The organism is Providencia heimbachae ATCC 35613, from assembly GCF_001655055.1.
Taxonomy (GTDB): Bacteria; Pseudomonadota; Gammaproteobacteria; order Enterobacterales; family Enterobacteriaceae; genus Providencia; species Providencia heimbachae.
In genome coordinates this window covers 29,945-42,669 of record NZ_LXEW01000035.1, presented here as the reverse complement: position 1 = coordinate 42,669, position 12,725 = coordinate 29,945, and the positions used below count along the sequence as shown (strand labels likewise).

11 protein-coding genes are annotated in these 12,725 nt (G+C 42.9%); 4 read left to right on the top strand and 7 right to left on the bottom strand.

The features are described 5' to 3' along the window. Nucleotides 1-5: 5 nt before the first annotated feature. From pstA to greB, 6 genes are all read right to left on the bottom strand, one after another. A complete protein-coding gene (gene pstA / locus M998_RS11925) occupies nucleotides 6-887 on the bottom strand; it encodes a phosphate ABC transporter permease PstA (protein WP_068909048.1) in 882 nt (293 codons plus the stop codon). A 1-nt stretch (nucleotide 888) separates the two neighbouring features. Continuing rightward, on the bottom strand, nucleotides 889-1,845 hold the full coding sequence (gene pstC / locus M998_RS11920; protein WP_068438672.1) for a phosphate ABC transporter permease PstC: 957 nt from the start codon (nucleotides 1,843-1,845) through the stop codon (nucleotides 889-891). Between the two features lie 115 nt (nucleotides 1,846-1,960). Continuing rightward, nucleotides 1,961-3,004, bottom strand: a complete 1,044-nt coding sequence (pstS, locus tag M998_RS11915; protein ID WP_068438676.1) for a phosphate ABC transporter substrate-binding protein PstS — start codon at nucleotides 3,002-3,004, stop codon at nucleotides 1,961-1,963. Nucleotides 3,005-3,475: 471 nt separating this feature from the next. After that, the gene (gene envZ / locus M998_RS11910) at nucleotides 3,476-4,807 is read right to left on the bottom strand and encodes a two-component system sensor histidine kinase EnvZ (RefSeq protein WP_068438681.1); all 1,332 of its coding nucleotides are present in this window, start codon (nucleotides 4,805-4,807) and stop codon (nucleotides 3,476-3,478) included. After that, nucleotides 4,804-5,523 carry an osmolarity response regulator transcription factor OmpR gene (ompR, locus tag M998_RS11905; RefSeq protein ID WP_068909046.1) on the bottom strand — a complete coding sequence of 240 codons (720 nt, stop codon included), beginning with the start codon at nucleotides 5,521-5,523 and terminating at the stop codon, nucleotides 4,804-4,806. The genes envZ and ompR overlap by 4 nt, the downstream gene beginning before the upstream one ends. 117 nt (nucleotides 5,524-5,640) lie before the next feature. Continuing rightward, nucleotides 5,641-6,126, bottom strand: coding sequence for a transcription elongation factor GreB (gene greB, locus M998_RS11900; RefSeq protein ID WP_068438684.1), 486 nt, complete (start codon nucleotides 6,124-6,126; stop codon nucleotides 5,641-5,643). A 169-nt stretch (nucleotides 6,127-6,295) separates the two neighbouring features. Between greB and M998_RS11895 the strand changes: the two genes are divergently transcribed. The 4 genes from M998_RS11895 to M998_RS11880 all read left to right on the top strand — a co-directional run bounded on the left by M998_RS11895 (nucleotide 6,296) and on the right by M998_RS11880 (nucleotide 11,859). Next, nucleotides 6,296-8,626: a Tex family protein gene (locus M998_RS11895; protein ID WP_068909044.1), complete on the top strand. Its 2,331-nt coding sequence runs from the start codon at nucleotides 6,296-6,298 to the stop codon at nucleotides 8,624-8,626. 381 nt (nucleotides 8,627-9,007) lie between these two features. Beyond that, nucleotides 9,008-9,238: a ferrous iron transporter A gene (feoA, locus tag M998_RS11890; RefSeq protein WP_048605471.1), complete on the top strand. Its 231-nt coding sequence runs from the start codon at nucleotides 9,008-9,010 to the stop codon at nucleotides 9,236-9,238. 57 nt (nucleotides 9,239-9,295) lie between these two features. After that, nucleotides 9,296-11,614: a Fe(2+) transporter permease subunit FeoB gene (gene feoB / locus M998_RS11885; protein WP_068909122.1), complete on the top strand. Its 2,319-nt coding sequence runs from the start codon at nucleotides 9,296-9,298 to the stop codon at nucleotides 11,612-11,614. Nucleotides 11,615-11,625: 11 nt separating this feature from the next. Beyond that, a complete protein-coding gene (locus tag M998_RS11880; RefSeq protein WP_068438690.1) occupies nucleotides 11,626-11,859 on the top strand; it encodes a FeoC-like transcriptional regulator in 234 nt (77 codons plus the stop codon). A gap of 47 nt (nucleotides 11,860-11,906) precedes the next feature. On the opposite strand, the gene bioH is transcribed toward M998_RS11880, so the two are convergent. Beyond that, complete coding sequence (gene bioH / locus M998_RS11875) at nucleotides 11,907-12,686, bottom strand: pimeloyl-ACP methyl ester esterase BioH (protein ID WP_068909042.1); 780 nt, start codon at nucleotides 12,684-12,686, stop codon at nucleotides 11,907-11,909. Between the last annotated feature and the right edge of the window lie 39 nt (nucleotides 12,687-12,725).

Below are 12,725 nucleotides of genomic sequence, written 5' to 3'. Positions count from 1 at the left end.
CGGGCTTAGTGTTTTTTCTGTGCAAACACAACGCGTGCAATGATGTTGATTATTAGGACACATAGGGTGATCAGAAGTACCCCTGCCCATGCTAAATCTTGCCATTCAGAGAATGGGCTCATCGCAAATTTAAAGATGGTCACAGGTAAGTTAGCAATCGGCTCGCTCATATCTGTACTCCAGAACTGATTTGACAGTGAAGTAAACAGTAGCGGTGCGGTTTCACCCGCAATACGCGCAATCGCTAGCAAAATTCCCGTGATAATCCCGGATACAGACGCTTTTAGCGTAATAGATAAAATCATTTTCCATTTTGGTGTGCCTAGCGCATAAGCTGCCTCACGTAAGCTATCAGGTACTAACTTCAACATATTCTCAGTCGTACGGATAACAATCGGTATTTGCAATAATGCCAAGGCAATAACACCTGCCCAACCAGAGAAATGTTGCATCTGCGCAACCACAATGGTGTAAACAAACAGGCCAACAACAATGGAAGGGGCTGATAACAAAATATCGTTAATAAAACGTGTCACTGATGCTAGCCACGATTTACGGCCATATTCAGCCAAGTAGATACCCGCAAGGATCCCTAACGGTGTTCCTATGACAGTAGCCCATAAGATTAATAGCCCACTTCCGACAATAGCGTTAGCTAAACCACCGCCTTCGGTATTTGGTGGGGGCGTCATTTCGGTAAACAAATTCAGGGACATACCATCGATCCCTTTAGTTACCGTCGAAAATAAAATCCACACTAACCAAAATAGGCCAAACGCCATTGCTAGCATTGAGATAATCAAGGCCATTCTATTGATTTGTCGACGCCACGCTTGGCGACGAGCGCGATCTTTTTGATTCACTGCGACAGGCTGATAAGTTGACATATTAGCGGCCCTCATTCTTCGCAAGACGCATCACCATCAGTTTTGATATAGCCAGAACGATGAATGTGATAACAAACAAGATCAATCCAAGCTCCATCAGGGCAGAGGTATGCAAACCACTTTCTGCTTCAGCAAATTCATTCGCTAACGCAGAGGTAATACTGTTTCCAGGCATAAAGAGTGACGGGCTATCAAGTTGGTAAGTATTTCCGATGACGAAAGTCACCGCCATTGTTTCACCAAGAGCACGACCTAAACCTAGCATAACACCACCAATAACCCCGTTTCGGGTATAAGGCAGGACGATATTCCAAATCACTTCCCACGTGGTACAACCGATACCATAGGCTGATTCTTTCATCATGACCGGTGTTTGTTCAAACACGTCACGCATAACAGAAGCGATGTAAGGAATAATCATGATGGCGAGGATAATCCCTGCCGCCAAAATACCAATCCCGAATGCGGGACCCGAAAATAGCTCGCCAACAATTGGGATACTCGACATGACATTTCCAACCGGCTCTTGGAAATATTCGGCAAACAGGGGCGCAAAGACAAACAACCCCCACATCCCATACACAATACTTGGGATGGCGGCGAGAAGTTCAATAGCAATACCTAACGGGCGCTTTAACCAGTTAGGTGCAAGTTCAGTTAGGAATAATGCAATACCAAAGCTGACGGGTACTGCGATAATCAGAGCAATTAACGATGTCACGATCGTACCGTAAATAGGCACAAGTGCACCGAACTGCTCAGCAGGAGCATCCCACTCTTTTGTCCACAAAAACGAAAAACCAAATTTCTGCATACTTGGCCAAGATGCAAAAATAAGGGAAATAATGATGCCACCGAGCATTAACAGGGTGATTAGCGCGGCAATTTTTACCAGTGCACCAAAAATCACATCACCTGATTTGCTGGGAGCTTTAAATGCCGTTGTTTTTTCGGCCATGCGCTTTTTTCTCATTCTGCACCTACGATATCAGTAGGACTTACGTTACTACAATTAGAAGGCAGATACCGTTCCTCAGTACCTGCCTGCCATTTCCAACCCGAGGTTTCCACACTTAGAACAGTGCTTTACCTTGGCTATCTTTAACTTCTGTTTTCCATGCTGCACGAACCGCTGTCACAACTTCTTCAGGTAAAACTGCATAATCTAAATCTTCTGCTTGTTTGCCGCCTTTATCGTAGGCCCAGTTGAAGAAATCGAGAACTGTTTTACCTTTTTCGGCATTAGCTTGTTCTTTGTGTAATAAGATGAAAGTTGTTGATGTGATTGGCCACGCGTTCGCGCCGTCACGGTTTGTTAGGTCTTGAGCAAATGATTGAGACCAGTCAACTTTCTTCGCTGCTGCGCTGAAGCTTGCACCCGTTGGTGATACGGCTTCGCCATCTGCAGAGATAAGTTTAGTATACGCAAGGTTGTTTTGTTTTGCGTAAGCATATTCAACATAACCGATTGAACCTGGCAGACGTTGAACAAAAGCAGCGACACCGTCGTTACCTTTACCACCTACGCTATTTTTCGGCCAGTTAACGGTTGAACCCGCACCAATTTCATCTTTCCAGCTTGTGCTCACTTTTGCTAAATAGCTGGTGAATACAAACGTGGTACCTGAACCGTCAGAGCGTCTAACAACTGCGATCGTTTGATCTGGTAAGCTGACATTTGGGTTCATTTTTACGATAGCAGGGTCATTCCATTTAGTAATTTTACCTAAATAGATGTCACCCAGAATTTTACCATCTAAAGTCAATTGACCTGATTCAATCCCTTTTACATTTACTGCAAGAACCACACCGCCAATCACGGTTGGAAATTGAAATAAACCATCTTGTTTTAATTTTTCATCCGTCAAAGGTGCATCTGATGCGCCAAAATCAACGGTTTTTGCATTAATTTGTTTCACACCACCAGAAGAACCAATCCCCTGATAGTTCACTTTATTACCGGTTTCTTTCTGATAAGAATCAGCCCACTTCGCATAGACAGGAGCAGGGAATGTCGCGCCAGCGCCAGTCAGGCTGGTAGCAGCAAAAGAAGACATCGCAGTCAGAGATAAAGTTGCTGCCATTACGCTTGTTAGGGTGGTACGCATCATTTTCATAATCCCTCCGGGGATATAAGAAACAATCAAGTATAAAATTGTTGAGTGAATGTCACGGTAGGGAAAATAGGACAATTTAGTTACGACAACATGTCATATTTATGACAGTTTTATGACAGCAGATTATTTTTTCACAGAGAGGGAAGTAAAAACGGAAGAAAAACAAAAATAAAGAAATTAAATTCAATTAGTTATAAAAAACAAAAATGAAAACCAACATCAAAAACAAAAATTAAAAACTGTCATAAAAAAGAAAAATATTTATTTTTTAAATTCAATATTCAAAATAGTTTGTGTTGTAGCTAGGCGGCAAAATATGAAGAATAATTTTGGCTTATTAAAAAGATATCTCTAAATAGTTCAAGTTGTAGGTAGGCGCCAAACGAAGATATCCCTTGGAGCATACACAAGTATGTGACTAGGGTAGCTGAGTGTAGGCAACACACCTACAGCTTGAAATATGACGAGGTATCAGTCTTCTTTTTCTTTTAGGGGCAGGAGAGCCCGAATAGCAAACCCACCACGCTCACTCTTACGGATCTCAATATTCCCTTCGTGAGCATCAATAATCCGCCGAATTATCGCTAACCCCAATCCGGTTCCTGTATTGCTTCGTGCTTTTTCCCCTTGAACAAAGGGTTGAAATAAACGTTGAATATCTTCAGGTTTGATTCCCGCACCATCATCTTCCACTTGGAACCAAACATAGTCCTCACTCTTACCACTACTGACTTTAATCCAACCATTACCGTAACGGTATGCATTTACTATCATATTAGTAATCGCGCGTTTGATTGCCAGTGGGTTACCATTAACAATCATTGAGCCCGGTTCTAGTGCCGTTTCTATTTCACCGATAACATTGATTTCTGAGTTTACCGCTTCCATTAGAATGGCATTCAGGTCGCAGAATTCCATATCCATTTCCTGACCTGTTTTCAGGAAAGACATAAACTGGCCAATAATGGCATCACATTCTTCAATATCTTTATTAATCGATTCCGCCAAGTAACTATCTTCTGGGCTCATCATTTCTGTCGCCAGACGAATACGCGTTAGTGGCGTTCTAAGATCATGGCTGACCCCTGCCATTAATACAGTACGGTCATTTTCTAACGTTTTAATGCCTGTGGCCATATGGTTAAAAGAACGGATCGCCGCCCTAACCTCTGTGGCGCCTTTCTCTTGCATCGGCGGCAAGCTAATCCCTTTGCCGACTTCACCAGCATGATATTCCAATTCAAGTAATGGCTTATTTTGATAACGAATATAGAGCCAAACACCGGCGAAAATGGTGAGAAAAATGGTGAGTGTGTAGCGAAAAACAAGGGAAAATTGATTTTGACCGATTTCAGTCAAGGGAACTCGCACCCAGATATCAGGTGCGAGGTAAGATGTTAGCCATAAAATCGGATAGTCACGCCCAAGTTCGAGATGAACACTCGCCTTTCCGCCCAAATATTCCGACATATGATTACTTAAAAAATCATATTCTTTTGCCCAGTTCAGCCCTTCTTCCATCGCGGCTGACTGAGCATAAAACGTAATACCTAATTCATTATAAATTTTCTTACGTAACGCGGGGGATACCCGCACTGAGGTTCCATCCTGTAGAACCATTTTCTCTGTCATTAATGTGCGCACTTCATAAGCCAGTACTTTATTGAATTGTTGTAAACTTGGCATAACTACAAAATTCAATACAACCATATAACTGGTCACAAGACTGGCGAACAATAGTGCAACAAACAAAAATAACGAACGAGAAAATGTGCTACGGCGTGAGAACCTCAATCGCTTCATGCTTTACTTCCATCCGGAACAAATACGTAGCCCAAACCCCACACTGTTTGAATATAACGAGGGTGGGCTGGGTCTTCTTCAACCATGCGGCGTAAACGTGAAATTTGAACGTCGATTGAGCGTTCCATCGCGCTGTATTCACGGCCTCTCGCTAAGCTCATCAGCTTGTCACGAGAAAGCGGTTCTCTTGGATAAGAAACTAAAACTTTAAGTACCGCAAATTCACCGCTCGTCAGTGGCATATTTTCGTCACCTTGGAACATTTCACGTGTACTAAGGTTCAGTTTAAATTTACCAAAGGTAATCACCGCATCATCTTGCGATGGAGCGCCCGGTAATTCATTTGCTTGACGGCGTAGTACAGCACGAATACGCGCAAGTAATTCACGAGGGTTAAACGGTTTTGGTATGTAATCGTCCGCACCGATTTCTAAACCAACAATACGATCAACTTCCTCGCCCTTGGCAGTGACCATAATGATTGGAATCGGGTTATTTTGGCTACGTAAACGACGGCAGATAGATAAACCATCTTCTCCCGGCAGCATTAAATCGAGTACGATCAGATGAATAGATTCACGTGTTAGGATCCTGTCCATTTGTTCTGCGTTAGCCGCACTTCTTACCTGAAAACCTTGTTCAGTGAGGTAACGCTCCAGCAGTGCACGTAAACGCATATCATCATCGACGACAAGAACTTTATAACTTTCCTGCATTTTGTAGCCCTCAAGATGTGCATCTTTAAAATTATTTTTCTAATGAATGTGAACAAAAACAATATTTATGCTCACTAATTTACCACTAACGTAGGATTTAATGAATCATTTTACACTTCAGTTGGTTAGTGGCTTATAGCTTATATCCAAGACAAAATAAGTAACTTCTCCTCCTGGTGTGATGACCGTGATTTCATCATCAACTTGCTTGCCTATCAGGGCTCGCGCAACAGGAGAGTCTATCGAAATCCACTGTTTAGCCGGATCAAATTCATCTGCACCGACTAACCGGAATATTCTGATATTTTCATTTTCATCTTCAAGTTTAACCCATGCACCAAAAAACACACGCCCCTCTTGGCGAGGATCAGGCTCAATTATTCGAAGTTGATCTAACCTTTTAGATAAAAAACGGATGCGCCTGTCGATTTCTCGCAGTCTTTTTTTACCATAAATATATTCTGCATTTTCTGAGCGATCGCCCTGAGCTGCTGCTTCAGAGACGGATTGAGTTACGCGAGGTCGCTCTTCTTTCCAAAGATATTTTAGTTCTTTATCGAGCGCATCCCAACCTTCACGTGTAATTAAAAGACTTTTAGCCATAACCTTCGAATATTAGTAAATTGATTTGATAATTATAGTATTTTATAAAAAATAATCTGAGACTTTCATACCAATCATCGGAAATTCAGTCTGGAAATTCTCTCTCCCACCAAGTATAACAGTGCAGTAAATTTATTAACTGTTCTTTCAGTAGGTATTTAAACACGACATGAATGAAACTCTAAGCCAAATTATTGCAGCTGAGCTGCACGCCCAACCTAAACAGGTATTTTCTGCCATCACATTACTTGATGAGGGAAATACAGTCCCGTTTATTGCTCGTTACCGTAAAGAGGTTACAGGAGGGTTGGATGATACTCAGCTTCGCCAGCTAGAGAGTCGTTTAGGGTATTTAAGAGAGCTCAATGACCGTAAGCAAACTATTCTTAAATCCATCGAAGAACAAGGCAAGCTGACACCAGAACTCTCTTCTGCAATTAATACCACCCTCAATAAAACCGAACTTGAAGACCTTTATTTACCCTACAAGCCTAAGCGCCGTACACGTGGGCAAATTGCTATTGAAGCAGGATTAGAGCCGTTAGCCGATACCCTATGGAACGACCCAAATCAATCCCCTGATGAGCTCGCACAAACCTTTATTGATGCCGATAAAGGGGTTGCGGATACTAAAGCCGCATTAGATGGTGCTCGCTATATCCTAATGGAGCGTTTCGCCGAAGATGCCCTTCTTTTAGCTAAAGTTCGTGACTATTTATGGAAAAATGCGCATCTCGTTTCTGTTGTTGCTGACGGTAAACAAGCTGAAGGTGTAAAGTTCAGCGATTACTTTGAACATCAAGAGCCTGTGGCTCAAGTACCATCGCACCGCGCTCTTGCCATGTTTCGTGGTCGTAATGAAGGAATTTTACAGCTGTCTCTTAATTGCGACCCACAATTCGATGAACCGCCAAAAGAAAGCTACTGTGAAGAAATTATTACCCGTCATCTTGATGCTCGTCTAAACAATGCCCCCGCCGATCAATGGCGTAAAGCGGTCATAAGCTGGACATGGCGTGTAAAAATTCTATTGCATCTAGAAACTGAAATCATGAGTACTCTGCGTGAAAAAGCAGAGGAAGAAGCGATTAATGTCTTTGCTCGTAATCTCAGTGACTTGTTAATGGCAGCGCCTGCTGGCATGAGAGCGACGATGGGACTCGATCCTGGCTTACGTACTGGTGTGAAAGTTGCCGTTGTCGATTCAACAAGTAAAGTTATCGCCACCGATACTATCTATCCACATACGGGCCAAGCGGCAAAAGCCGCGGCCATTGTCGCCGCATTATGTCAAAAACATAACGTTGAATTAGTCGCTATTGGTAATGGGACGGCTTCACGAGAGACTGAACGTTTCTTTGCTGAAGTGCAAAATCAGTACCCTGACGTTACTGCACAAAAAGTGATTGTCAGTGAAGCGGGTGCCTCCGTTTACTCTGCCTCAGAACTTGCTGCTCTTGAATTTCCTACACTTGATGTCACGTTACGGGGTGCCGTATCTATTGCTCGCCGCCTACAAGACCCACTCGCTGAACTGGTTAAAATCGACCCTAAATCCATTGGCGTGGGTCAATATCAGCACGATGTTAGCCAAACCCAGTTGGCTCGCAAGCTTGATGCTGTGGTTGAAGACTGCGTAAACTCAGTCGGTGTTGATCTCAATACGGCCTCTGTCCCGCTTCTAACTCGCGTGGCAGGTTTAAGCAAGATGATTGCACAGAATGTCGTGGATTGGCGCGATGAAAACGGTAAGTTTAATGATAGAAAACAGTTACTCAAAGTTGCTCGCCTTGGGCCTAAAGCATTTGAGCAATGTGCGGGTTTTTTACGGATCACCAATGGTGATAACCCGTTAGATGCTTCTACTGTTCACCCAGAAGCTTATCCTATCGTTGAAAAAATCCTTGAAGTGGTTCGTCAACCGCTAAAAGAGATTATGGGTAATTCACAAGTGTTAAATGGGTTAAGCCCACGCGAATTTACCACTGAGAAATTTGGTGTTCCAACCGTCACAGATATCATTAAAGAGCTTGAAAAACCGGGGCATGACCCACGTCCTGAGTTTAAAACGGCCACCTTTGCTGATGGTGTCGAAACCATGAATGACCTTCTGCCAGGAATGGTGCTAGAAGGTGCGGTGACTAATGTGACCAACTTTGGTGCCTTTGTTGATATTGGTGTCCATCAAGATGGGTTGGTACATATTTCTTCCCTGTCGAATAGCTATGTTGAAGACCCACACAAAGTGGTCAAAGCGGGTGATATCGTCAAAGTAAAAGTGATGGATGTTGATATTGCTCGTAAACGTATCGCCCTGACGATGCGTTTAGATGAGCAACCTGGAGACACCAACAGTGCACCGCGCAGTGCAAATAAAGGTCAAGATAAAAATACCCGTAAAGCCCCCGCACCTCGCAATCAGCCACGCCAAAATAACGCAACTTCAGGTAATAGTGCGATGGGAGATGCACTTTCAGCGGCGTTGGGTAAAAAACGTTAACCACTTTGCTGCACCTTAAATTATTTAATAATAGACTTCACCATCTCATATAATGGTGAAGTCTATTATCTACATCGAATTAATTACAAACTAAATTAAATAATAAATTCAATCTATTGTCTTCTTTTGCTCTCTTCATCTCCCCTTAGACTAAATCAGACTACCTCTAAGAAACCCAGTCAACTCAATGCTTCGTTGATCCACATCAATTCAAATTGACGAAAAAAGAGGCTAAATATAACAAAAGGCAGATGATTATTATTATCATTGTTAATTAGATTTATTTTTGCTTTGCATCGCTCTTTGCTTGTAAACAATCGTATTTCTAACAATAATTATCAATATTATTATTGATTCTAATTACTAGAGCTGGAAGGCAATATGGCCATACTTCCTCAATGCAGTTACAAAATAATCGGTTTCTCACCCGAAATCAGCCCAGCTTATCGTCAAAAGCTCCTTTCCCTTGGTCTACTACCGGGTTCTGTCTTTAAAGTGGTTCGCTTAGCGCCATTTGGCGATCCTGTACAGATAGAAACTCATCGAGTCAGCTTAGTTCTACGTAAAAAAGACTTAGCCCTATTGAATCTTGATGAAGCACCTACGGCTTAAAGTTCTCATTTTCTTATTGGTAAAACTAGGTTGGCAAACACGATGTTAGCAAATGCGATAAAACCATTGACTATCGGCTTAATTGGCAACCCAAACGCCGGTAAAACAACGTTATTTAATCAACTTACAGGTTCACGCCAACGTGTAGGTAACTGGGCGGGCGTCACTGTCGAACGAAAAGTTGGACGCTTCCATACGCCCGAGCATAAAATTGAGCTCGTTGACCTTCCCGGTACCTATTCGCTCACCACAATTTCTGAGCAAACTTCTCTTGATGAGCAAATTGCCTGCTATTTCATCCTAAGTGGTGAAGCAGATATGTTGATTAACGTCGTCGATGCATCAAATTTAGAGCGAAACCTCTATCTAACGCTGCAATTAGTTGAGCTGGGCGTCCCTTGTATTGTGGCATTAAATATGTTGGATATAGCGCAAAGCCAACACATTGAAATTGATATTGAAAAACTTGAAAAACAACTTGGCTGCCCTGTCATTCCATTAGTTTCAACCCGAGCAACGGGTATCGATAAACTTAAACAAGCCATTGATAGCCATCCACAAAATAATTTACAGGCATTAGTTCAGTATCCACCTCAATTATTAAATGCTGTCGATTCATTATCAGAACAAATTTCCCCGCAACAATTTAGCCAACAACAAAGACGTTGGTTATCACTACAAATATTGGAAGGGGATATTTATAGCCGCCAGCGGGCAAATATTTCTGAAGAAAAGCTGACTGAAATTCGGCTTAACTTAACAGAGAACTTACATGAAGAGCCTGAATTATTAATTGCGGATGCACGCTACCAATCTATTGCTGCGATTTATAATGCAGCGGTCAACAATAGCATTGCACAACCCAATAAATTAACCCAAACCCTTGATAAATACATATTGAATCGCTGGCTTGGCGTCCCTATTTTCCTACTTGTTATGTATTTAATGTTTGTTTTGGCCATTAATATCGGTGGCGCATTACAACCTTTCTTTGAAGGGGCATCAGAAGCCATATTTATTCATGGCATCCAATGGACTGGCGCTTATTTTAACTTCCCTGAATGGCTAACAATTTTCCTTGCTCAAGGTGTCGGGGGCGGTATCAATACGGTTCTGCCTTTAGTACCTCAAATCGGCATGATGTATCTATTTCTCTCTATCTTAGAAGATTCGGGCTATATGGCTCGCGCCGCTTTTGTGATGGATAGATTGATGCAGGCTCTTGGTTTACCCGGTAAATCGTTTGTTCCGTTGATTGTTGGTTTTGGCTGTAATGTCCCGTCAATCATGGGTGCACGTACCCTTGATGCACCACGTGAAAGGTTGATTACGGTATTGATGGCGCCGTTTATGTCATGTGGGGCACGACTGGCTATTTTTGCGGTATTCGCCGCCGCATTCTTCGGTAAAAGCGGTGCTAGCGTAGTCTTCTCCCTCTACATTTTAGGGATTGTGGTGGCTATCCTGACCGGATTGCTGCTGAAGCATACTTTAATGCGTGGTGAAGCCTCCCCATTTGTAATGGAATTACCGGTCTATCATGTTCCTCATCTCAAAACATTGCTGATCCAAACATGGCAGCGTTTGAAAGGTTTCGTTATTCGTGCAGGTAAAGTTATTATCGTAGCAAGTATTTTTATCGGGGCATTAAATAGCTTTTCATTCTCAGGTAAACCTGTCGATAATATTAATGATTCCGCACTGGCTTCAGTCAGTAAAGTGATCACCCCGGTTCTTCAACCTATTGGTGTCCACGCAGATAACTGGCAAGCAACCGTAGGCTTAATAACCGGTGCAATGGCAAAAGAAGTGGTCGTTGGGACATTGAATACCTTGTACACGGCAGAAGCGATCACCACTGAACCCTTTGATGCCGAGTCCTTCAATCTACTGGAGGAGTTAGGGGATGCAGTTGGCGAAACATGGGATAGCTTGAAAGGGACATTCACATTAAGCGCACTATCGAACCCAATCGAAGCCAGCAAAGGTGATGGGGAAATGGAATCAGGTTCAATGGGCACAATGGCGGCTAAGTTTGGCTCCGGAATTGCGGCGTATAGCTACCTAATTTTTGTTCTGCTGTATGTTCCATGTGTCTCGGTGATGGGTGCAATTGCTCGTGAAACCAATAAAAGCTGGATGACGTTTTCTATTCTTTGGGGTCTCAATGTGGCTTACAGCCTTTCGGCACTGTTCTACCAAATCGCAACATTCAGCGAACACCCTCAGAGCAGTTTGATTACCATCGCTGCTGTCTTGTTATTTAATATTGTATTGTTTGTATTCTTACGCCGTATGCGTAGCCGAGTCACATTAAATATTAAGACTAAAACAGCGCAACAATGCGCTGATTGTTCAGGTAGTGCGTGTCATTAATGGAGAAACCGATGGTCAGCTTGCTTCAAATTAGAGACTTAATTGCCTTATATGGGCAAGCTGATATCCAGTTACTCAGTGAGCAGTTGAATACCCCAGCCCCACTTATTCATGCGATGACAGAAAAATTGGTCAGTTTGGGGAAAATTGAACAGGTCGATATCAGCGCCTGTTTAACCGGAACGAGCTGTAAAGGATGCCCAGAAAGCCAGGATTGCTCTCACTTCATTTATAAAATTAAATAGTTAATTCAAGATGCATGTAGGCCAATACCATGCATCTTGAAAACTCGCTAGCCCTCTAATCGATTTAAGAAATCAATCAAATATTCGCAAAACTCATCAGGGTGAGAAATAAAGGGAGCGTGAGCGCTATTGCGCATCACCACTGAGGGAGAGTTTGGGTACATTTCATCCAGTAAAACCGCAACCTTACGCGGCACTAGCCCATCTAAATAACCATAAATTCGTAAGAATGGTACTGGTAGCGCTTTTAATTCATCACGTAAATCTTCAGTTCGTAATGACTCAAGCCCCGCATTTAATACTTCAACGGTCGGGATCGGTTGCTCAAGTACCACAGACTTTAGCATTCGTGCGTCATTGCGCGCACTTTCTGTGCCTAATGTCTGTAAGGCAAGGAAACGCTCAACGGTACGATGAAAGTCAGCAGACAGTTGGTGTTCGAAACCTAATAATACATCTGGTTTAATACCCGGCCATTGATTTCCTTCAGCCCGAAAACAAGGGGAAGATGCCACTGAAATTAACCCAACGACCTCATGAGGGTGATCAAGGGTGATGCGACTCGCCACGTGGCCACCCAGTGACCAGCCCAGCCAAATCGCATTTTTAGGGGCCTGAGACCAAACAATATCAGCCATGGATTGTATATCCATCGGCGCAAAGCCTTGGCTGCGACCATAACCCGGTAAGTCAACTAAATGAACACGAAATTGGGAAGCAATTCGCGGAATCATTGTCTGCCAAACTTGGGCATTCAACCCCCATCCGTGTAGTAACACAAGATCTTGTTTCCCTTCTCCAACCGTCTGCCAATATAACGCTGCCATGGTTACACTCTCTTTTTCATCACGTTTAAATTAAGGCTC

Coding starts and splice junctions, on each gene's coding strand:
- pstA (WP_068909048.1), bottom strand. CDS start 887: ATGTCAACTTATCAGCCTGTCGCAGTGAATCAAAAAGATCGCGCTCGT.
- pstC (WP_068438672.1), bottom strand. CDS start 1,845: ATGGCCGAAAAAACAACGGCATTTAAAGCTCCCAGCAAATCAGGTGAT.
- pstS (WP_068438676.1), bottom strand. CDS start 3,004: ATGAAAATGATGCGTACCACCCTAACAAGCGTAATGGCAGCAACTTTA.
- envZ (WP_068438681.1), bottom strand. CDS start 4,807: ATGAAGCGATTGAGGTTCTCACGCCGTAGCACATTTTCTCGTTCGTTA.
- ompR (WP_068909046.1), bottom strand. CDS start 5,523: ATGCAGGAAAGTTATAAAGTTCTTGTCGTCGATGATGATATGCGTTTA.
- greB (WP_068438684.1), bottom strand. CDS start 6,126: ATGGCTAAAAGTCTTTTAATTACACGTGAAGGTTGGGATGCGCTCGAT.
- M998_RS11895 (WP_068909044.1), top strand. CDS start 6,296: ATGAATGAAACTCTAAGCCAAATTATTGCAGCTGAGCTGCACGCCCAA.
- feoA (WP_048605471.1), top strand. CDS start 9,008: ATGGCCATACTTCCTCAATGCAGTTACAAAATAATCGGTTTCTCACCC.
- M998_RS11880 (WP_068438690.1), top strand. CDS start 11,626: ATGGTCAGCTTGCTTCAAATTAGAGACTTAATTGCCTTATATGGGCAA.
- bioH (WP_068909042.1), bottom strand. CDS start 12,686: ATGGCAGCGTTATATTGGCAGACGGTTGGAGAAGGGAAACAAGATCTT.